The sequence below is a fragment of the Nocardioides sp. ChNu-99 genome (assembly GCF_029493445.1).
Lineage (GTDB): Bacteria > Actinomycetota > Actinomycetes > Propionibacteriales > Nocardioidaceae > Nocardioides.
On the sequence record NZ_JAHWBL010000026.1, the window covers coordinates 1 to 20,821 of the forward strand.

General features: G+C 75.8%; 16 protein-coding genes. 13 read left to right on the plus strand and 3 right to left on the minus strand.

Annotated features, from left to right (window positions below):
• From KK617_RS10395 to KK617_RS10405, 3 genes are all read right to left on the minus strand, one after another.
• Positions 1–1,949: transglutaminaseTgpA domain-containing protein (locus tag KK617_RS10395; RefSeq protein ID WP_277499923.1), on the minus strand; the 1,949-nt coding region annotated here is incomplete at its 3' end.
• On the minus strand, positions 1,946–3,205 hold the full coding sequence (locus KK617_RS10400; RefSeq protein WP_277499924.1) for a DUF58 domain-containing protein: 1,260 nt from the start codon (positions 3,203–3,205) through the stop codon (positions 1,946–1,948). The genes KK617_RS10400 and KK617_RS10395, both read right to left, overlap by 4 nt.
• Positions 3,206–3,269: 64 nt before the next feature.
• On the minus strand, positions 3,270–4,256 hold the full coding sequence (locus KK617_RS10405; RefSeq protein WP_277499925.1) for a MoxR family ATPase: 987 nt from the start codon (positions 4,254–4,256) through the stop codon (positions 3,270–3,272).
• A gap of 417 nt (positions 4,257–4,673) precedes the next feature.
• On the opposite strand from KK617_RS10405, the gene mraZ reads away from it, so the two are divergent.
• The 13 genes from mraZ to ftsZ all read left to right on the plus strand — a co-directional run bounded on the left by mraZ (position 4,674) and on the right by ftsZ (position 20,805).
• Entirely contained in the window at positions 4,674–5,129 is a 456-nt protein-coding gene (gene mraZ / locus KK617_RS10410) for a division/cell wall cluster transcriptional repressor MraZ (protein ID WP_346812978.1), read from the plus strand.
• A 303-nt stretch (positions 5,130–5,432) separates the two neighbouring features.
• On the plus strand, positions 5,433–6,542 hold the full coding sequence (rsmH, locus tag KK617_RS10415) for a 16S rRNA (cytosine(1402)-N(4))-methyltransferase RsmH (RefSeq protein ID WP_277499926.1): 1,110 nt from the start codon (positions 5,433–5,435) through the stop codon (positions 6,540–6,542).
• The gene (locus KK617_RS10420) at positions 6,539–7,123 is read left to right on the plus strand and encodes a hypothetical protein (RefSeq protein ID WP_277499927.1); all 585 of its coding nucleotides are present in this window, start codon (positions 6,539–6,541) and stop codon (positions 7,121–7,123) included. Before rsmH ends, KK617_RS10420 begins: the two co-directional genes overlap by 4 nt.
• A 154-nt stretch (positions 7,124–7,277) precedes the next feature.
• Positions 7,278–9,047 (plus strand): penicillin-binding protein 2, encoded by a 1,770-nt coding sequence (locus KK617_RS10425; RefSeq protein ID WP_277499928.1) that lies wholly within the window; start codon positions 7,278–7,280, stop codon positions 9,045–9,047.
• A 47-nt stretch (positions 9,048–9,094) separates the two neighbouring features.
• Positions 9,095–10,744, plus strand: a complete 1,650-nt coding sequence (locus KK617_RS10430; RefSeq protein ID WP_277499929.1) for a UDP-N-acetylmuramoyl-L-alanyl-D-glutamate--2,6-diaminopimelate ligase — start codon at positions 9,095–9,097, stop codon at positions 10,742–10,744.
• Positions 10,741–12,180, plus strand: coding sequence for a UDP-N-acetylmuramoyl-tripeptide--D-alanyl-D-alanine ligase (gene murF / locus KK617_RS10435; RefSeq protein ID WP_277499930.1), 1,440 nt, complete (start codon positions 10,741–10,743; stop codon positions 12,178–12,180). The genes KK617_RS10430 and murF overlap by 4 nt, the downstream gene beginning before the upstream one ends.
• On the plus strand, positions 12,177–13,253 hold the full coding sequence (mraY, locus tag KK617_RS10440; RefSeq protein WP_277499931.1) for a phospho-N-acetylmuramoyl-pentapeptide-transferase: 1,077 nt from the start codon (positions 12,177–12,179) through the stop codon (positions 13,251–13,253). Before murF ends, mraY begins: the two co-directional genes overlap by 4 nt.
• Entirely contained in the window at positions 13,250–14,746 is a 1,497-nt protein-coding gene (gene murD, locus KK617_RS10445; RefSeq protein ID WP_277499932.1) for a UDP-N-acetylmuramoyl-L-alanine--D-glutamate ligase, read from the plus strand. Before mraY ends, murD begins: the two co-directional genes overlap by 4 nt.
• Before the next feature lie 30 nt (positions 14,747–14,776).
• A complete protein-coding gene (gene ftsW, locus KK617_RS10450) occupies positions 14,777–16,021 on the plus strand; it encodes a putative lipid II flippase FtsW (RefSeq protein ID WP_277499933.1) in 1,245 nt (414 codons plus the stop codon).
• Positions 16,022–16,088: 67 nt separating this feature from the next.
• Complete coding sequence (gene murG, locus KK617_RS10455) at positions 16,089–17,192, plus strand: undecaprenyldiphospho-muramoylpentapeptide beta-N-acetylglucosaminyltransferase (protein WP_277499934.1); 1,104 nt, start codon at positions 16,089–16,091, stop codon at positions 17,190–17,192.
• Positions 17,189–18,640, plus strand: a complete 1,452-nt coding sequence (gene murC, locus KK617_RS10460; RefSeq protein WP_277499935.1) for a UDP-N-acetylmuramate--L-alanine ligase — start codon at positions 17,189–17,191, stop codon at positions 18,638–18,640. Before murG ends, murC begins: the two co-directional genes overlap by 4 nt.
• Positions 18,637–19,353, plus strand: coding sequence for an FtsQ-type POTRA domain-containing protein (locus KK617_RS10465; RefSeq protein WP_277499936.1), 717 nt, complete (start codon positions 18,637–18,639; stop codon positions 19,351–19,353). The genes murC and KK617_RS10465 overlap by 4 nt, the downstream gene beginning before the upstream one ends.
• Before the next feature lie 180 nt (positions 19,354–19,533).
• Entirely contained in the window at positions 19,534–20,805 is a 1,272-nt protein-coding gene (gene ftsZ / locus KK617_RS10470; protein ID WP_277499937.1) for a cell division protein FtsZ, read from the plus strand.
• The last annotated feature ends 16 nt before the right edge of the window (positions 20,806–20,821 follow it).

Here is a 20,821-nt window from a genome sequence, read left to right on the forward strand (position 1 = left end):
CGGCGGCGCAGGGCGCGGGGGAGCAGCGCGAGCGCGACGAGGAGCAGCGCGCCGGCGCCCCCGGCGACCACCCGCCACGGCAGGCCGCCCGGCTCGGTCGCCTCGTCGCCGTCCGCGGCGTCGGGGGCGGTCTCGGCCTCGGGCAGGTCGGGGGACGCCCCCGGACCGGTGCTGGTGGCCGGTGCCCCCGGCGCCGACGCGCTCGGCTCGCGGGTCGGTCGGGGCACGTCGGGGGTGGACCCGGGGGTGTCGGGCTCGGAGTACGCCGGCGCGGCCCCCGTGCGGGCGGCCGGGGTGGGCTCGAAGCGCACCCACCCGGCGCCGCGGAAGTAGAGCTCGGGCCACGCGTGCAGGTCGTGGGCGCTGTACTCCCACACCCCGTCGTCCACCCGGTCCGGGTGGAGGAACCCGACCGCGACGCGCGCCGGCACCCCGACCTGGCGGGCCATGAGCGCCATCGCCGCGGAGAACTGCTCGCAGTAGCCGACCCGGGTGTCGAAGAGGAACTCGTCGAGGGCGTCGCCGCCGGTGCCGGAGCGGGCGTCGAGGTCGTAGGTGAACTCGTCGCTGCGCAGGAACTCCTGCAGGGCGACCGCCCGCTCGTACGGCGTGCCCGCCCCCGCGGTCACCTCCGCCGCGAGGTCGCCCACCCGGGGGGAGACGTCGGCGGGCACGTCGAGGAACAGCTCGTCGACGTCGCCCCCGGGCGCCGCGGCGCCGGCCAGGTCGCCCGCCGCCACCTGCAGCTCGACGGCGGTGGCCCCCCAGGTGTCGCCCCGGGTCGTGAGCTCGTCCTCGGCGGCGATGAAGTCCATCGTGGCGTCGTCGTACTTCCAGCCGGCGTCGGCGTCCACGGCGCTGATGGCGGCCGGGACGGGCAGCCAGGTCGAGACGAAGTCGTCGGTGGCCGACACGCGCAGCTCGTGCTCCTCGCGCGGGATCGCGGTCGAGACGCCCTGGAGGTCGGGCACGGGGTCCTGGGCGGTCTGGTCGTCGGGCAGGTCGCGGTCGCCGGCGCTCCACTGCTCGCCGTTGAAGCGGGTGAGCGCGCTGATGCGGAGGTAGCTGGGCCGCGGCCCGTCGGTGCGCACCGTCAGCAGGGGCACGTCGTCCCCGCGCTGCAGGCCCGCCCGCAGGTCGGTGACCGGGTTGGCCACGGTGATCTCGTCGCCGGCGGGGCCGCCGAAGCGGCCGTCGGGGACCAGGCCGAGGTCGAGGGTCGGCACGAGCGGGGGCACGACGAGCGCCAGCGTCGTCGCGACCGCGCCCGCGGCGAGCGCCCCGACGGGGACGCCGGGCACACCGGGCCCACCGGGACGGGGGGTGGCCGCGCCCGGTCCGGCGGACGTGCTGGCGGGACGACCCCAGTCGCCGACGTCCTGCGCGGCCTGCGCCGCCACGAGGGCGAGGTAGGAGCCGGCGGTGGCCGCGAACAGCCACCACGGCCCGGCGGACCCGGTGACGGTCACGGGCAGGCTGATCACCGCCAGGAGCGGCAGGCCGAGGACCGGCGCCCCGCGGAAGGTCGCCGCCACCGTGTCCGCGAGCCAGAGGGCCAGGGCCGCCCCGACGAGCAGCAGCGCGGTGAGCCCGCCGTCGACGACGGGGACGGGGGCCGGGTAGATCCGGGCGTTCTCGACCGCCCGGGCGAGCTCGTCGGCCAGCACGGTGAACGAGGCGGGGACCGGCGGGCCCCCCGCCACCTGGGCCACGACCACCACCGCGGCCACCCCGGCCTGGGCGAGCGCGACGAGCACGCGGGGCGTGCCGAGGGCGCGCAGCGCCGTGCCCGTCGTCAGCAGCGCGAGGGCCAGCACCAGGACGGGGCCGACCAGGTCGGCGGGGCGGTCGGTCAGGCCGCGCCACGTCTGCAGGGCGAGCACCGTGGTGGCGGCCCCGAGGGCGCCGAGCACGAGCGAGCGCCCGGCACGCGCCAGGCCGGGGCTCACCGGGGACCTCCGGCGCTCGCGAGGTCGGGGGCCCACCGCGCGCCCAGCCGGACCCAGACCTCGGCCAGCGGATCGGCGGGTCCCGCCAGGGCGGTGCGCCACCCGTGCCGGGGCAGTCCGGGGAGCGGGGGAGCGCCGGGGACCGGTGCCGGGGCGCCGGCCGCCCAGCGGTCGACGTCGAGGCGCAGGGCGAGCGCGGAGGAGCTGGCGCGCGCGACGCGCTCCAGCACGACCTCGTCCCCGGGGCACGGGCGGCCCAGCACGGCGACGGTGACCCCGGGGTCGGCGGCCGTCACGGACGCGGGCGCGACCAGACCGGGGGCGCCGGGGGTCTCGGGGCTGCCGGCGGCCTCGAGAGCGCCGAGGCCCGCGAGCGCGTCGAGCAGGCCACCGGCGCCGGAGCCGGCCGTCGAGCGGGCCAGCACCCGTCCCTCGGCGTCGGCCAGCGCGACGGCGTACCCCCGACGGGCCAGGTGGGTGCAGACGGACGCCGCCGCCACGATCGCGTGCTCCAGCGAGGAGGCCGCGCCGTCGCCGGCGTGGGCGTGGGCGCGGTCGTCGAGCAGGACGGTGGCGTGGGCCTGCCACGGCTGCTCCTCGCGGCGCACCATGAGCTCGCCGGTCCGGGCGGTGCTGCGCCAGTGGACGCGGCGCAGGTCGTCGCCGCGGCGGTACTCGCGCACCATCACGTCCTCCGTGCTCCCCGTCGCAGCCGCCCGCGGCCGGTCGTCACCGCTGGCGCCCGACCCGCCGCCGAGCGCCACGTCGGGCAGCGGCACGGTGCGGGGGCGCACGACGAGGTCCGTCGTACGACGGAAGCGGCGCACCACCTGCACCATGCCGAAGGCGTCCTCGGCGCGGACCAGGAGCGGTCCCGTCTCGTAGCGCCCCCGCAGGTCCGAGCGCACCGCGTAGGTCACCTCGCCCCGCCAGTGCCGCCCGACGCCGCGCAGCACCAGGCGGGGGCGGGCGCCCAGGGCGTGGGGCACCCGGTCGTCGAGCAGCAGGGTGCGACCGGGCACCCGCCCGGTGGTGGTGAGCGTCAGCCGCACCACCGCCGTGGCGCCGACGGACAGGTGGGACGGCTCGACCGAGCGGGAGAGGTGGACATCGAGGCGGCCGAGGTGCACGACGGCGAGGCTGGCCAGGGGGAGGGTCAGGGCGAGCACACCGGCCCCCGCCAGCGTCTCCTGCCCCAGCACGACGGCGCACGCGACGGCCGTGACCCCGGCGGCGACGAACGCGCGGCCCCGCACGGTGAGACCCCCTAGCACGCGACGCGCCCGGGGCTCGTGCGGCACCGCCCGCGACCGGCCCACGTCAGCCCGCGCGGCCGGGCACCGGCACCCCGGCCACGAGGCGCGCGAGCACGTCCGCGGAGGAGCGACGGGCGCCGGCGGCGTCGGGACGGGCCAGCACGCGGTGCGCGAGCACCGGACCGGTCAGGCTCGCCACGTCGTCCGGGAGCACGAAGTCGCGGCCGTTGACGGCCGCCAGCGCCTTCGCGGCGCGCACGAGGTGCAGGGTCGCGCGCGGGGAGGCGCCGAGCTCGAGGTCGGGGGAGCGGCGGGTGGCCGTCGTGATGGCCACGGCGTAGCGCTGCACCGACTCCGCGACGTACACCCGCGCCACCATCGAGACGAGCTTGCGGATCTCGGCGGCGTCCGTGACCGGCTCGAGGTCGGCCAAGGGGTCGCGGCCCGCGTGGTGCTGCAGCATCGCGAGCTCGGCGGCCTCGACCGGGTAGCCCATCGACACCCGGGCCATGAAGCGGTCGCGCTGCGCCTCGGGCAGGGAGTAGGTGCCCTCCATCTCGACCGGGTTCTGCGTCGCGATCACCATGAACGGGCTCTCGAGCTGGTACGACGTGCCGTCGACCGTGACCTGCCGCTCCTCCATGCACTCGAGCAGCGCGGACTGCGTCTTCGGCGACGCCCGGTTGATCTCGTCGCCCACCACGAGGTTCGCGAACACGCCGCCCGGGCGGAACTCGAACTCGCGGGTGTCCTGGTTGAACACGGAGACGCCGGTGACGTCCGAGGGCAGCAGGTCGGGCGTGAACTGGATGCGCCGCACGGTGCAGTCGATGCTGCGCGCCAGCGCCTTGCTCAGCATCGTCTTGCCGACGCCGGGCACGTCCTCGAGCAGGAGGTGGCCCTCGGCGAGCAGCACCACGAGGGCGGAGGTGATGACCTCGCTCTTGCCCTCGACGACCTTCTCGACGTTGTGCCGCACGCGGGCCGTGACCCGCGCGAGCGTCTGGAGGTCCGCCGCGTCGCCCCGCTGGTGGTCCGGAGTGCTCGTCATCCCTGGGGGTCCCCGTTCTCGCCGCTCGCCCGCGGCCGGTCGGGCCCGCGTGGGCCCAACGGTAGGGCGTGCGCCCAACGGTCGCGGCCGGTTCGCGGCACCGCGGGCCTCCACCTCCCTCCATCTCGGCGCTCCACCTCCCTCCACCTCGGCGCTCCACCTCCCTCCACCCCGCCGCTCCACGGCCCTCCACCGGGCGCCTCCCGGGCCCTCCACCCGCCTCCCCGGGCCCGCCCGACGGCCCCCGGACGGCCTCCGGCAGACCGCCTCGTGGGGCCGGGGAGCCGCCGTACGACGCGGCGCAGCGCCCCGGGGAGCGTCCCGCGGCGCTGCCGGGGTGCTCAGGGGAGCGTGGTGGAGCAAAGTGGTTGACGGGGGAGGAAAGTGGAGTAAAGTGGAGCGCAAGGGGGCAGGTGGGTGTGGCCCGTCGAGCGGAGGTGGCCGGTGTTCTTCGGCACCTTCACGCCCAAGCTCGACGACAAGGGGCGCATCTTCCTGCCGGCCAAGTTCAGGGACGCGATGGCGGAGGGGCTCGTGGTGGCCAGAGGCCAGGAGAACTCGCTCTCGGTCTGGTCCAAGGCGGGCTTCGACCAGGAGACGGAACGGCTCCAGCGCGCATCGCTCATGGACAAGGCCACCCGCGACTACGTCCGCATGCTCTTCGCGGGCGCGTTCGACGACGTCCCCGACAAGCAGGGCCGCGTGACGATCCCGCCGATGCTGCGCGAGTACGCGTCGCTGGAGCGTGACGTGGTGGTCGTGGGTGCGATGTCCCGGCTGGAGATCTGGAACCCCGAGGCGTGGGCGACCTACACCTCGGAGCAGGTGCCGAGGTTCTCGGCCCTGGACGCGGACCTGGTGCCGGGCACGTAGCCGGCAGCCGCGGCAGGAGAGCAGCACCAGCAGCACAGCAGCACCCACAGAACAGAACAGCGACGTACGGCGAGGTCTCGGGCCCGCCTCCACGCACTCTGGGGCAACTTCCCCGGTTCCAGAGGGCTGGCGGAGGCGGGCAGGGACCTGGCCGTACGTCGTTCGGTTTCCGGGCCCGGTGGCCCGGCAGCACGCACGGAGCGGCGCGAGCCGTGGCGGGACGGCGGCGGGAGCCGCAGCACGGTCGGAGCAGGGTCGGAGCAGGGTCGGGGCAGGGTCGGGCGAGGGTCGAGGAGCAGGGTCGTGACGGACGCGGGACGCGAGGACGCCGCAGCGGCTCCCCACGCGCACGTGCCCGTGCTGGTCGACCGCGTCGTGGAGCTCCTCGCCCCGGCGCTGGCGACGGAGGGCGCGGTCCTCGTGGACTGCACGCTCGGCATGGGCGGGCACAGCGAGGCCGTGCTCGAGCGCCTCCCGGGCGCCCGCGTGCTGGGTGTGGACCGCGACCCCGAGGCGCTGGCCCGCGCCGGGCGTCGGCTGGCGTCGTACGGGGAGAGGTTCACCCCCGTGCACGCCGTGTACGACGAGATCCCCGACGTGCTCGCCGAGGCCGGGCTCGCGCCGGTGGGCGGCGCGGCCGCGGTCCTCTTCGACCTCGGCGTCTCCTCGCTGCAGCTCGACGAGGTCGACCGTGGGTTCGCGTACCGCACCGACGCGCCGCTCGACATGCGCATGGACCCGACGGTCGGGCGCACCGCCGCCGACGTCCTCAACACCTACGAGGTGCCCGAGCTGACCCGCGTGCTCCGCGACTACGGCGAGGAGAAGTTCGCCCGCCGCATCGCCGAGGCCGTCGCGCAGCGCCGGGCCACGACCCCCTTCACCACGTCGGCGCCGCTCGTGGAGCTGCTGTACGACGCGATCCCCGCCCCCGCGCGCCGCACCGGCGGCCACCCGGCGAAGCGGACCTTCCAGGCGCTGCGCATGGAGGTCAACGACGAGCTGGCGGTGCTGCGCCGTGCGGTGCCCGCCGCCCTGGACGCCATCGGCGTCGGTGGCCGCGTGGTCGTCGAGTCCTACCACTCGCTCGAGGACCGGCTGGTGAAGCGGGCGTTCGCCGCCGGCAGCCGCTCCGAGGCGCCGCCGGACATGCCGGTGGTGCCCGAGGAGGCGGAGCCCGAGCTGCGCCTGGTCACCCGTGGCGCCGAGAAGGCCCACCAGGCGGAGGTCGACGCCAACCCCCGCGCCGCCTCGGTGCGGCTGCGGGCCGTGGAGCGCGTGCGCCCCGCCGGCACGCGGGGGCGGGTGGACGGGCCCGGGAGCAGGACCAGCAGGACCAGCAGGACGAGCGGGACCAGCAGGGGACGGCACGGCGACCAGCACGGCGACCAGCACGGAGGAGGACGGCGATGAGCAGCTCGGCAGCGCAGCGGAGGCTGGCGGTCCCGCGGTTCGCGGAGGCGGCGGTCGAGCGTGCCCGCCTGCAGGTGGTGCCGCGCGTACGGCGGCGCGCCCCGCGGGTGCCCTTCGTCATCCTCGTGACGGCGGTGCTGCTCGGCGGCATCGTGGGTCTGCTCCTCTTCAACACCTCGATGCAGCAGGCGGCCTTCACGGGCGCCGCGCTCGAGGAGCGCGCCACGGTGCTCGAGGCCCGCCAGCAGACGCTGACCCAGGAGCTGCAGGACCTGCGGGACCCCCAGCGCCTCGGCGAGGAGGCCACCGCGATGGGCATGGTGCCGGCGGGCCCCCCGGCGGTCGTGGACCTCGGCAGCGGCGAGATCGTCGTCGAGGGCGAGGTCGCCTCCCGCGACGACGCGCTCGACGTGGCGCCCCCGGAGCCGGTGAAGCCGGCCGTGCTGTCGCCCGAGCCCGAGATCCGCGACGTGCCGGCGCCCGCCACCCCCGCGACCCCGGGCACGGCCGTGGCCCCGGGCGCCGCGGCGGACCAGCAGCTCCCGACCACCGACGACCCCGCCGCGACCACGACCCCCTGACGGTGGTCCGGGTCCGGGTCCGGGTGCGGGTCCGACCGCTGCGGCGACACGGCCGTGGCTTCCCGATCCGGCCCCCGCGAGCCGGTACAACAGTCGAGTGCCGTCCCCGTCCTCCCGCGGACGTCCCCCGACCCGACGAGACCACGGAGCACGTGTGAGCAGCCCAGCACGAGGACGTCGTCCGGCCCCGACCCTGCGCCGCGCGCGCCGCGGCTCGTCCCCGCTGCGCATGCGGGTGGGCATGCTCGTCATCGCCGCCGTGCTGTCGGTGTTCGCCGCCCGGCTCGTGCAGCTGCAGGCCGTGGACCCGGGCCAGTACGCCGCCATGGCCGCCGAGCGGGGCACCCGCGAGGTCGTGCTCCCCGCGGCCCGCGGCGACATCCTCGACCGCAACGGGGACCCGCTCGCGGCCTCGATCGACGGGCTCATGGTCATCGCCGACCCCTCGCAGACGGCCGACGACGCCGCCGAGATCGCCCGCCTGCTCGCCGACGGCCTCGGCGCCGACTACTTCGCGACGCTGGAGAAGCTGCGCGAGGACGACAGCCGCTACGAGTACGTCGCGCGCCGGGTGCCCGCGACGACGGCGCTGCAGGTGGTCGAGCAGGTCGCCGAGGCGGGCTTCCAGGGCGTCTACACCGAGGTCGACCCCGTCCGGGACTACCCGGCGGGGGAGGTGGCGGCGAACGTGCTCGGCTTCATGGGCACCGACGGCCCGCTGGCCGGCATGGAGCTCACCTTCGACGAGCAGCTCGCGGGCACCGACGGCTCGGCGCGCTACCGCGTCGGCGGCGGCAACCGCATCCCGCTCGGCGAGAACTCGACGACCGACCCCGTCGACGGGCAGGACCTCACGCTCACCATCGACCGCGACGTGCAGTGGTACACCCAGCAGGTGCTCCGCGACACGGTCGAGGGGGCGCGGGCCGAGTCCGGCGTCGCCGTCGTGCAGGACACCCTCACCGGCGAGATCATCGCCCTGGCCGACTACCCGACCTTCGACGCCAACAACCCGCTGCTCGCCGCCGAGTCCGACCTGGGCTCCCGTGCGCTGAGCGACGTCTACGAGCCCGGCTCGGTGCAGAAGGCGCTGACGATGGCGGCGCTGATCGACGCCGGCCTCGTCAGTCCGGAGACCCGGCTGACGGTGCCGCCGTACCTCGAGGAGGACGGGCGGCGCATCGGCGACTACTGGGAGCACGAGACGCTGCGGCTGACGCTGGCGGGGGTGCTGGCCAAGTCCTCCAACATCGGCACCGTGATCGCGGCCGACGAGATGTCGTCGACGGCCCTCGACGAGTACTTCCGCTCCTTCGGCCTCGGCTCCCGCACCGACGTCGGGGTGCGCGGCGAGACCTCCGGCATCCTGCCCGCGGGTGAGGACTGGAGCGGGCTGGAGCACGACCGCATCGTGTTCGGCCAGGCGATGAGCGTGAACGCAGTGCAGATGACGAGCGCCGTCAACGCCATCGCCAACGGCGGCGTCTACATCTCCCCGAGCCTCGTGCAGGGCACCGCGACGACCGACGACGGCCGCACCGTCGGCACCGGCGCGCGCGAGACCCACCGGGTCGTCAGCGAGGAGACCGCGGCGGCCACGGCCGAGATGATGGAGCGCGTCGTCGACCCCGAGGCCGGGGTCGCGGGGTCCGCGCAGATCCCGGGCTACCGCGTCGCCGGCAAGACCGGCACGGCGCAGCGCGCCGTCGAGGGCGGGTACGACGGCACGAGCGTCTCGTTCGCCGGGTTCGCCCCGGCCGACGACCCGCGCTTCACCGTCTACGTCGTGGTGCACGACCCCGCCTCGGGCGGCGGCGGCACCGTCGCGGCGCCCGCGTTCAACCGGATCATGTCCCACGTGCTGCGCAAGTTCGCCGTCGAGCCGACCGGCGCCCCGGCGTCGACGCTGCCGGTGGAGTGGTGACGCGGCCGGTCGGCGGGTGTCCGGACCGCGGACACTAGGCTGCTCCGATGACCTCGACGCCTCCCACGACACCGCCGTCGGCCGACGACGCCGTCGCGGCGGCCCGGCCGCGCACGATCGCGCCGGTCGCGCTCGCCGACGTCGCGGCTCTGGTGGGAGCCCCCGCGCCCACCGCCGACCGGACCCTCACCGGCGTCACCCTCAGCTCGCGCCGGGTGCTCCCCGGTGACCTGTACGTCGCGCTGCCGGGCGCCCGCGCGCACGGCGCCGACTTCGCCGCCGACGCCGTCGCCGCGGGAGCCGTGGCCGTGCTCACCGACGCCGACGGGGCGGCGCGGGTGCGCTCCGCCGTACCCCTGGACTCCGCGACCCCCGAGGTGCCGGTGCTCGTCGTGGACGCGCCGCGCTCCGTGCTGGGCCGCGTCGCCGCGCACGTGTACGGCGAGCCCGCCGCCCGCATGGCGACCGTGGCCGTGACCGGCACGCAGGGCAAGACGACGACCACCCGGCTCGCGGAGGCGGCGCTGACCGCCGCCGGGGTGCCGGCCGCCGTCGTCGGCACCGTCGGCACGCGGGTGCGGGGCACCGACGTCGCGACGGCGCTCACGACCCCGGAGGCGCCCGACCTGCACGGCCTGTTCGCCCGGATGGTCGAGGCGGACGTCGAGGTGTGCGCGATGGAGGTCTCCAGCCACGCCCTCGTGCTCGGCCGGGTGGACGGCGTCGTCTTCGACGTCGCCGTGTTCACCAACCTCGGGCGCGACCACCTCGACTTCCACGCGGACGTGGAGGAGTACTTCGCGGCCAAGGCGTCTCTCTTCACCCCGGAGCGCGCCCGGCGCGCGCTCGTCAACGTCGACGACGAGCACGGCCGGCGCCTCGTCGACCTCGCCCGCGCGGCGGGCCTGGAGGTGCGCACGTTCTCGGTGCGGGCCCCGGGCCCGGGGAGCGACGGGGTCGACTGGTGGGTCGAGGACGTCGTCGCCCTCGCCGAGGGCTCGCGGTTCACCGTGCGGGGACCCGGGGGCGTGCGCGTCGAGACCGCCGTGGCCCTGCCGGGCGGCTTCAACGTCGCCAACGCGCTCGCCGCGCTGGCCGCGCTCGTCGAGGCCGGGCAGGACCCGGAGCGGGTGGCCGCCGGCCTCGCCGCCTCCGGCGGGGTCCCGGGCCGCCTCGAGCGGGTCGACGCCGGCCAGCCGTTCACCCTCGTCGTCGACTACGCCCACAAGCCCGACGCGATCGAGGCCGCGCTCGGCACGCTGCGCCCGCTGACCACCGGCCGGCTCGTCCTCGTGCTGGGGGCGGGCGGTGACCGCGACACGGGCAAGCGCCCCGTGATGGGCCGGCTCGGGGCGGAGCTGGCCGACGTGCTCGTCGTGACCGACGACAACCCCCGCACCGAGGACCCCGCGGCGATCCGCGCCGCGGTCCTGGCCGGGGCGCTCGCGGCGGCGTCCGGGGCCGGGGCGAGCGCCGAGGTGCTCGAGGTCGGCGACCGGCGCGCGGCCATCCGCGCCGCCGTACGCCTCGCGGCGCCGGGCGACATCGTCGTCGTCGCCGGCAAGGGCCACGAGACCGGCCAGGAGGTGGACGGCACCGTGCACCCCTTCGACGACCGGGTCGTCGCCGCCCAGGAGGTGGCGGCGCTGCTGGCCGGGGGACCGGCCGACGACGCCCCGCAGGAGCCGCAGCGATGATCCCCCTCACCCTCGCCGAGGTCGCCGCCGCCACGGGTGGCCGCGTGGACCCGCCGGAGGCGGCCGACGTCGTCGTCACCGGGGCCGCCTCGCTCGACAGCCGCGCCGTACCGGCGGGTGGCTTGTTCGTGGCGCTGCCCGGCGAGCGGGTCGACGGTCACGACTACGCCGCCGCCGCCGTCGCGGGCGGTGCGGCCGCGGTCCTCGCGGAGCGGGCCGTCGGGGTGCCCGCCGTCGTCGTGGCGGACGGCGCCGTCGCGCTCGGCCGCCTGGCGCGGGCCGTGCTGGAGCGCCTGCCCGACGCGCAGGTCCTCGCCGTCACCGGCAGCCAGGGCAAGACCGGCGTGAAGGACTACCTCGCGCAGGTGCTGGCCTCGGTCGGCCCCACCGTCGCCACGGCCGGGAACCTCAACAACGAGCTCGGCGTCCCGCTCACCGTGCTGCGCGCCGAGCCCGGCACGCGCTTCCTCGTCGTCGAGATGGGCGCCCGGGGGATCGGCCACATCGCCTACCTCTGCACCCTCGCGCCGCCGCGGGTGGCGGGCGTGCTCAACGTCGGTCAGGCCCACGTCGGCGAGTTCGGCTCGGTCGACAACATCGCCGTCGCGAAGGGCGAGATCGTCGAGGCGCTCCCGCCCGACGGTCGCGCGGTGCTCAACGCCGACGACCACCGCACCGCGGCCATGGTGAGCCGGACGCAGGCCCCGGTGCTGACGTTCGGCGAGGCCGGCGACGTGGCGTGGCGCGACCTGCGGCTCGACCCGCTCGGCCGTCCCCGCGTCGAGCTGGGGTACGCCGGCACGTGGGCCCCCCTCTCGCTCGCCGCCTCCGGTGCGCACCAGGTCGCCAACGCGGCGGCCGCCGTCGCGTTCGCCGTGGCCGCGGGCGTGCCGTTCGCGGACGCCGTGGCCGCGCTGGACGGCGCGGGCAGCCGCTCGCGCTGGCGCATGGAGGTGACCGAGCGCGCGGACGGCCTCGTCGTCGTCAACGACGCCTACAACGCCAACCCGGCCTCGATGGCCGCCGCGGTCCGCACGCTGGTGGCCATCGCCGCCGAGCGCCCGGGCGGACGCAGCGTCGCGGTGCTGGGGGAGATGCGCGAGCTGGGCGACGGGTCCGAGGCGGAGCACCGGGCGCTGGGCGCGCTGGCCGCCGCCAGCGGCGTCGACGTCGTGCTCGCGGTCGGGGACGACGACGGCCCGGCCGGCTGGATCGTCGCCGGTGCGGTACCGGGCGCCGGCACCACCGGCCGGGACCCCGGCGGTCCTGAGTCGTTCGTCACGTCGACGCGCGACGAGGCGCTGCGGTGGCTGGGCGAGAATGTCTCGGCCCGCGACGTGGTGCTCGTCAAGGCGTCGCGCGGTGCGGCGCTCGAGGTGGTGGCCGACGGCCTGCTGGCCGGGCCGGTGACGGGAGAGGAAGGACCGACGACGTGAGAGCGATCCTGCTCGGGGGTGGGCTGGCCCTCATCCTGTCGCTGCTCGGCACACGGGTGGCGATCACCGTGCTGTCGGCGAAGGGCTACGGCCAGGAGATCCGCGACGACGGACCGACGTCGCACCACACGAAGCGCGGCACCCCCACGATGGGCGGCATCGTCATCATCCTGGCGGCCGTGCTCGGCTACCTGGTGGCGAAGCTGGTCACGTGGACCCCGCCGTCCGCGTCGGCGTGGCTGCTGCTCTTCCTCTTCGTGGGCCTCGGCATGGTGGGCTTCCTCGACGACTTCATCAAGATCTACAAGCAGCGCAGCCTGGGCCTGCGGAGCAAGGCGAAGATGATCGGCCAGACCGTCATCGCGCTCACGTTCGGCGCCCTCGCGCTGTCGCCGTGGCTGGAGTCCGGGGCGAACGGACGTACCCCCGCCTCGACCAACATCTCGTTCCTGCGCGACATCGCGTGGCTGGCCCTGCCGTGGATCGTCGCGGTGCTCTTCATCTGGCTGATCATCGCGGGCACCAGCAACGGCATGAACCTCACCGACGGCCTCGACGGGCTCGCGGCCGGCTCGGCCACCATGGTGTTCGGCGCCTACACGCTCGTGAACATCTGGCAGTTCAACCAGCTGTGCGGCGCGGGCGCCGAGAGCGGTTACTGCTACGAGGTGCGCGACCCGCTCGACCTGGCGATCGTCGCGGCCGCCATCACCGGGGCCTGCTTCGGGTTCCTGTGGTGGAACGCGTCGCCGGCCCGCATCTTCATGGGCGACACCGGCTCGCTGGCCCTCGGCGGCGCGCTCGCCGGTCTGGCGATCCTGACCCGCACCGAGCTGCTGCTCGTCATCCTGGGCGGCCTGTTCCTGCTCGAGACCCTGTCGGTGATGCTCCAGGTCGGCTTCTTCAAGGCGACCAAGGGCAAGCGCCTGTTCCGCATGGCGCCGCTGCACCACCACTTCGAGATGCTCGGCTGGGAGCAGGTCACCGTCGTGATCCGGTTCTGGATCATCACCGGCATCTTCGTGGCCGCGGGCATGGGCATCTTCTACGCGGAGTGGGTGGCCAACCTGTGACCCGGCGCGACCCCGCGTCCCTGGGTCGGGCCGACTCCTGGGACGGCGTGCGGGCCGTCGTGGCCGGGTTCGGCGTCTCCGGCTTCGCCGCCGCCGACTCCCTCAACCACCTGGGCGCGCAGGTCGTGGCGCTCGACGAGTCCACGGCCGGCGACCGTCCCGACAAGGCGGAGCTCCTCGAGGTGCTCGGCGCCACCGTCCACCTCGGCGAGGGCGCCACGGCGACCCTGCCCGACGACGTGGACGTGCTCGTCACCTCGCCCGGCTGGCGCCCCGACGCCCCGCTGCTGGCGCAGGCGGCCGCGCGCGGCGTACCCGTGTGGGGGGAGGTCGAGCTGGCGTGGCGCCTGCGCGACCTCAAGCGCCCCGCGCCGTGGGTCGCGGTCACCGGCACCAACGGCAAGACCACCACGGTGCAGATGCTCGACGCGATCCTGCGGGCGGCGGGCCTGCGCAGCGCCGCGGTCGGCAACGTCGGCCGCCCGGTCGTCGAGGCGGTGATGGACCCCGACGGGTACGACGTGCTCGCCGTCGAGCTCTCCAGCTTCCAGCTGCACTACACGCACTCGATGAGCGCCGAGTCGGCCGCCGTGCTCAACCTGGCGGAGGACCACCTCGACTGGTACCCCGACATGTCGGCGTACGCCGCGGACAAGGCCCGGATCTACGAGCAGGTCCAGCGGGCGTGCGTCTACAACGTCGCCGACCCCGCCACCGAGCAGATGGTGCGCGACGCCGACGTCGTCGAGGGGGCGCGGGCCGTCGGGTTCACCCTCGGCACCCCGTCCGTCGGCATGGTCGGGCTGGTCGAGGACATCCTGGCCGACCGCGCGTTCGTGACGGAGCGCGACACCAGCGCCGCCGAGCTCTGCACGATCGCCGACCTGGCCTCGCCCGCGCCGCACTTCGTCGCCAACGCGCTCGCCGCGGCCGCCCTGGCCCGCGCGCACGGGGTCTCCCAGCAGGCGGTGCGCGACGGCCTCCGCTCGTTCCGGCCCGACGGCCACCGCATCGCGGAGGTCGGCGAGGTCGCGGGCGTGCGCTACGTCGACGACTCGAAGGCCACGAACCCGCACGCCGCGCAGTCCTCGCTGCAGGCCTACGACCCGGTCGTTTGGGTGGCCGGCGGGCTCGCCAAGGGCGCCCGGTTCGACGACCTGGTGCAGGCGGTGCGGACCCGGCTGCGGGGGGCGGTCGTCTACGGCCGCGACCGCGACGTGATCGCCGACGCGCTCGCGCGACACGCGCCCGAGGTCCCGCTCATCGTGCTCGGCGACCAGGAGACTTCCACCGACGCCCCCATGGAGGCCGTCGTCGGGGCCGCCGCCCGGATCGCCGAGCCCGGCGACACCGTGCTGCTGGCCCCGGGCTGCGCCTCCATGGACATGTTCGCCAACTACGGCGCGCGGGGTGACGCGTTCGCGGCCGCCGTGCGGCGGCGCGGGCCGGCAGGACAGGCGGGACAGGCAGGACAAGGACGACAGGACGGCTGAGGCCGGCTGCTGACGGGAGGGAGAGCCGCGGTGACCACCACGCAGGAGCCTCCCGTCCGCCGGGGCCGCACGGGGGCGACCGCCGTCCCGGCGGAGCCCGCCGCCCGCGGCCGCCTCGCCTGGACCGAGCCGCTGCGCCGCTCCCTCGAGCGCCCGCTGACGTCGTACTACCTGCTGCTCGGCGCCTCGGCGCTGCTGCTCACCATCGGCCTCGTCATGGTGCTGAGCGCCTCGAGCGTCTACTCCTACCGCCTCACCGGCGACTCCTACGGCGTCGTGCGCCGCCAGCTCATGTGGGCGGCGATCGGCCTGGTGGTCGCGCTGGTGGTCGCGCGCCTGCCGATGCGGCTGGTACGGCGGGCGACCTGGCTGGCGCTGCCCGTCGTGCTCGTGCTGCTCGCGCTGACCCAGACGGGCCTGGGCGTGGAGGTGAACGGCAACACGAACTGGCTGGCGCTGGGGCCGGTGCAGATCCAGCCGTCCGAGCTGGCCAAGCTCACGATCGTGCTGTGGGCCGCGGACGTCTACGCCAACAAGGAGCGGGTGCTCGACCGCGTGCGCCACATGCTCGTGCCCGTCGTCCCGGTCGTCGGGCTGATCATCGTGCTGGTGCTGCTGCAGCGGGACCTCGGCACGGCGCTCGTGCTGCTCGCGATCCTGCTGGCCATGCTGTGGGTCGTGGGAGCGCCGCTGCGGTTCTTCGCCCTCGCCCTCTCCGTGGTCGCCGTGGGGGTCGTCGTCCTGGCCACCACGAGCGCGGAGCGCGTCAAGCGCATCACGAACTTCCTCGACCCCTTCGCCGACTTCCACGACGCCGGCTGGCAGCCCGCGCACGGGCTCTTCGCCCTCTCGTCCGGCGGACTCCTGGGCCAGGGGATCGGGGCCAGCCAGCAGAAGTGGGGCGACCTGCCCGAGGCCCACACCGACTTCATCTTCGCCGTGCTGGGCGAGGAGCTGGGCCTCGTGGGCACCTTGCTGGTGCTCGGCCTCTTCCTCACCATCGCGTTCGCCGCGATCCGGGTCGCGAGCACGACCGCCGACCCGTTCGTGCGCTACGCGGGCTTCGGCATCGTGGTGTGGCTGCTGGGCCAGGCGATGATCAACCTCGGCATGGTGCTCACGCTGCTGCCGGTCATCGGCATCCCGCTCCCGCTCGTCTCCTACGGTGGGTCCGCGCTGGTGCCGTCCCTCGTCGCCCTGGGCCTGCTCATCACGTTCGCCCGCCGCGAGCCGGGGGCGGCCGCGGCCCTCGAGGCGCGGCGCCGCGCCCGCTGAACGACCGATCTGCCGACCGGTCCGCCGAGACCCGGTGGATCCCCGAGAGCCCAGGAGGGCCCTGAGAATGCGTGTGCTCCTCGCCGGCGGCGGGACCGCCGGCCACACCTCCCCGCTGCTCGCCACCGCGGACGCGCTGCTGCGCCGCGACCCGGCGACGCAGGTGCTGTGCGTGGGCACCGCCCGGGGCCTGGAGACGCGGGTCGTGCCGGCCGCCGGCCACGAGCTCGCCCTCATCCCGCCGGTGCCGCTGCCGCGGCGTCCCGGCGCGGACCTCGCCCGGGTGCCGGGGCGCCTGCGGGCCGCGGTGCGGGAGGCGGGCGCGGTCATCGACCGCTTCGCGCCCGACGTGGTGGTCGGCTACGGCGGCTACGTCTCGATGCCCGTCTACCTCGCCGCCCGGCGCCGTCGGCTGCCGCTCGTCGTGCACGAGCAGAACGCGTTGCCCGGCATCGCCAACAAGGTCGGGGCCCGTGTCGCCGACCGGGTCGCCGTCAGCTTCCCCGACACCCCGCTGCCGCGGGCGACGTACGTCGGGCTGCCCATCCGCCGCATGGTGTCCACGCTCGACCGGGCGGCGCTGCGGGCCGAGGCGCGCGCGACCTTCGGCCTGCGCGCGGACCTGCCGGTGCTGCTGGTGACCGGCGGGTCGCAGGGCGCGCGGCGGCTCAACCAGTCGGTCGCCGCCTCGGCGGGCGCCCTGGGCGCCGCGGGCGTGCAGGTCCTGCACGTCGTGGGGCCGAAGGGCGAGGCCGACCCGGCCCGCGTCGACGGCGTGCCCTACGTGGTGGAGCACTTCGTCGAGCGGATGGACCTGGCCTACGCGAGCGCCGACCTCGTGCTGTGCCGCTCGGGCGCCTCGAGCGTCACCGAGGCGGCGGCCGTCGGCCTGCCGGCCGTCTTCGTCCCGCTGCCGATCGGCAACGGGGAGCAGGAGCTCAACGCGCGGCCGGTCGTGGACGCGGGCGGAGCCCTGCTGGTGGCCGACGGCGCGCTGACGCCGGAGTGGATCGGCGCCACCGTGCCGGGCCTCGCCAACGACGCCGAGCGGCTGGCGCGCATGGGCGCCGTGGCCGCGGGCCTGATCCCGCGCGACGCCGACGACCGCCTGGCCGACCTCGTCGCCGAGGCCGTGGCCGCGCCCCGTCGTGCCCGGGGAGGCCGACGATGAGGGTCCCCGTCCCCGACGACATCCTGCCGGTCGAGGAGCTGGGCGCCGTCCACTTCGTCGGCATCGGCGGCGCCGGCCTCTCGGCCATCGCGCGCATCATGCTGGCGCGCGGCGTGCGGGTCTCCGGCAGCGACGGCGCGCCGTCACCCGTGCTCGACGCGCTCGCCGCCGTGGGGGCCCGGGTGCACGTGGGCCACGCCACGGAGCAGGTCGGCGACGCCGACACGCTCGTCGTCTCCACGGCCGTGCGCGAGGACAACCCGGAGGTCGTGGCCGCCTACGAGCGCGGCCTGCGGGTGCTGCCGCGCTCGGCCGGCCTTGCCGCCGTCATGGCCGACCGCCGGGTGCTCGCGGTCGCCGGCACGCACGGGAAGACGACGACCACCTCGCTGCTCACCACCGCGCTCGTCGCGGCGGGCGCGGACCCGTCGTACGCCGTGGGGGGCGAGCTCGCGCAGACCGGCACGAACGCCCACGACGGCAGCAGCGACCTCTTCGTCGCCGAGGCCGACGAGAGCGACGGTGCGTTCCTCGTCTACACCCCCCACGTCGCGGTCGTGACGAACGTCGAGGCCGACCACCTCGACGTGTGGGGGAGCGAGGCGGCCTACCGCGCCGCCTTCGACGAGTTCCTCGGCCGCATCGAGCCCGGCGGCCTGCTCGTGGCCTGCGTCGACGACCCGGGCGCGGCGGCGCTGCTGGCCACGGCCCGTGAGCGCGGCATCCGCGCCGTCGGCGTGGGGGAGTCCGCCGACGCCGACCTCCGGGTGGAGGACGTGCGCTTCGCCGGCACGCGCTCGACGTTCACGCTGGTCCCGGCCGACGGGGGGAGCCACGCGGTGCGGGGCCCGGTGGGTCCCGTGGAGCTGCGCATCCCCGGACGCCACTACGTGCTCGACGCCGCGCTGGCGCTGACCACGGGCCTGCTGCTCGGCCACGACGCCGACGCGCTGGCGGAGGGGCTCGCCTCCTTCACCGGCACGCGCCGCCGGATGGAGGCCAAGGGCGAGGTGGCCGGCGTGCGCGTCTACGACAGCTACGCCCACCACCCGGTTGAGATCGCCGGAGACCTCCAGGCCGCCCGGTCGGTCGCGGGGGAGGGCCGGGTCGTGGTCGCCTTCCAGCCGCACCTGGTCTCGCGCACCCGCATCTTCGGCACGGCCATGGGCGAGGCGCTGGGCGCCGCCGACGAGGTCGTCGTCACCGACGTCTACCTGGCGCGGGAGGAGGCGGACCCGGACGTGACCGGTGGGCTCGTGGCGGGCGCGGTGCCGCTGCCCGCCGGGGCGGTGGCCCTCGTGCCCGCGCTCGGGGACGTCGCGGCCGAGCTGGTGCGCCGGGCGCGGCCCGGCGACGTCGTGCTCACCCTCGGCGCCGGCAGCATCACGACCGTCGGTCCGCAGGTGCTCGACCTGCTGCGGGCGGGCGCGACCCCGGGCTCGGCGTGAGCGACACCCGCCTGTTGTTCGAGCGCCGCCGCTGGCGCCGCCGGTGGTCGGTGTGGCGGTGGGTGGCGGTGGTCGGCAGCGTGCTGGCCGCCGCCGCGGCGCTCGTGTGGCTCGTGTTCTTCTCCTCGGTGCTGGCCGTGGCCGCGGTCGAGGTCGACGGCACCCGCGTGCTGACGGCGGACGAGGTGCGGGCCGCCGCGGACGTGCCCGAGGGACGCCCGTTGGCGCGCGTCGACCTCGACGCCATCAGCCGGCGCGTGGACGCGCTGGCGGCCGTGTCCCAGGTCGAGGTCACCCGCGCGTGGCCGGACGGGGTGCACATCGCGGTGACCGAGCGCGAGGTCGTCGCGGTCGTCGAGCGCGGCGCCAGCCTGCGCGGCGTGGACGCCGACGGCGTCGCGTTCCGCACGTACGACGAGGTGCCGCCCGACGTGCCCGTGGTCCAGCTCGACGCCGCCGCGGGGGACGAGGCCGTGCGCGAGGTGGCCCGCGTCGTCGGGGCCATGCCCGCGCAGACGGCGGCGCAGGTCGCGACCATCACGGCTGCGACCGTCGACGAGATCACGCTCGAGCTGCGCGACGGCGCCGTGGTCGTGTGGGGGAGCGCGGAGGAGTCCGCGGCCAAGGGCGAGGTGCTCGACGTGCTGCTGGCCCAGGGGCTCGACGTCGAGGAGTACGACGTCAGCGTGCCCAGCCGCCCGACCACCCGCTGAGGCGGGCGCGCCGCACGACACGCGCGACACGCGCGGCGTGCCTCCCGGATCCGGACGAGTGCCGACCCTACTGTCGTCAGCACGACGAGGTTGACATAACTATAACCCTCTACCTGAGGGTGACAGTTGAGACCTCGAGCAGGAACCGTCCACCAACCGAACGTGAGAGGCGAGGCCGCCGTGGCAGCAGCGCAGAACTACCTGGCCGTGATCAAGGTCGTCGGCATCGGCGGCGGCGGCGTCAACGCCGTCAACCGGATGATCGAGGTCGGGCTCAAGGGCGTCGAGTTCATCGCCATCAACACCGACGCGCAGGCGCTCCTCATGAGCGACGCGGACGTGAAGCTCGACATCGGCCGCGAGCTGACGCGTGGCCTGGGTGCCGGCGCGAACCCCGACGTGGGGGCCCGGGCCGCGGAGGACCACTCGGACGAGATCGAGGAGGTCATCAAGGGCGCCGACATGGTGTTCGTGACCGCCGGCGAGGGCGGCGGCACGGGCACGGGCGGCGCGCCCGTCGTGGCCCGCATCGCCCGCTCGCTCGGTGCGCTGACCATCGGTGTCGTCACCCGTCCCTTCATGTTCGAGGGCCGCCGTCGCGCGGGCTCGGCGGAGGAGGGCATCGCGGCGCTCCGCGAGGAGGTCGACACCCTCATCGTGATCCCCAACGACCGGCTGCTGTCGATCAGCGACCGCAACGTGTCGGTGCTCGACGCGTTCAAGCAGGCCGACCAGGTGCTGCTCCAGGGCGTCTCGGGCATCACGGACCTCATCACCACCCCGGGCCTCATCAACCTCGACTTCGCGGACGTGAAGTCCGTGATGGCCAACGCCGGCTCCGCGCTCATGGGCATCGGTTCCGCCCGGGGCGACGACCGCTCGGTCGCCGCCGCCGAGATGGCCGTCTCGTCCCCGCTGCTCGAGGCCTCCATCGACGGCGCCCACGGTGTGCTGCTCTCGATCTCCGGCGGCTCCGACCTCGGTCTGTTCGAGATCAACGAGGCCGCGGCGCTCGTGGCCGACGCGGTCCACCCCGAGGCCAACATCATCTTCGGTGCGACCATCGACGACGCGCTCGGCGACGAGGTCCGCGTGACCGTCATCGCCGCCGGGTTCGACGGCGGCGTGCCGAAGAAGCGCGAGGAGGGCGCGGCGCTCGGCCGTGGCCGCGACCAGGCCGCTCCGGCGCAGCAGGCCGCGGCGCAGCAGGCGGCCCCCGTCCAGCGGGCGCCGCACCAGCAGCCCGCCCAGCAGCCGCACCAGCAGCCCGCCCAGCAGCCCGCCCAGCCGCGGCAGCCGGCGTACGCCCAGGAGCCCCAGCGCGACCAGCGTCCGCTCCCGCCCCAGCCGAACGAGCGTCCGTCGGTGCCGGTCGGTGCCCCCCGCCCGGCCCAGCCGGCGCCCCAGGTCGACTTCGACGACGACCTGGACGTGCCCGACTTCCTGAAGTGAGCGGAGCGTCCGCAGC

Excerpts from the sequence above, each read along its gene's own strand:
- KK617_RS10405 (WP_277499925.1), bottom strand. The coding sequence starts at position 4,256 with ATGACGAGCACTCCGGACCACCAGCGGGGCGACGCGGCGGACCTCCAG.
- KK617_RS10420 (WP_277499927.1), top strand. The coding sequence starts at position 6,539 with ATGAGCAGCTCGGCAGCGCAGCGGAGGCTGGCGGTCCCGCGGTTCGCG.
- KK617_RS10430 (WP_277499929.1), top strand. The coding sequence starts at position 9,095 with ATGACCTCGACGCCTCCCACGACACCGCCGTCGGCCGACGACGCCGTC.
- murF (WP_277499930.1), top strand. The coding sequence starts at position 10,741 with ATGATCCCCCTCACCCTCGCCGAGGTCGCCGCCGCCACGGGTGGCCGC.
- murG (WP_277499934.1), top strand. The coding sequence starts at position 16,089 with ATGCGTGTGCTCCTCGCCGGCGGCGGGACCGCCGGCCACACCTCCCCG.
- murC (WP_277499935.1), top strand. The coding sequence starts at position 17,189 with ATGAGGGTCCCCGTCCCCGACGACATCCTGCCGGTCGAGGAGCTGGGC.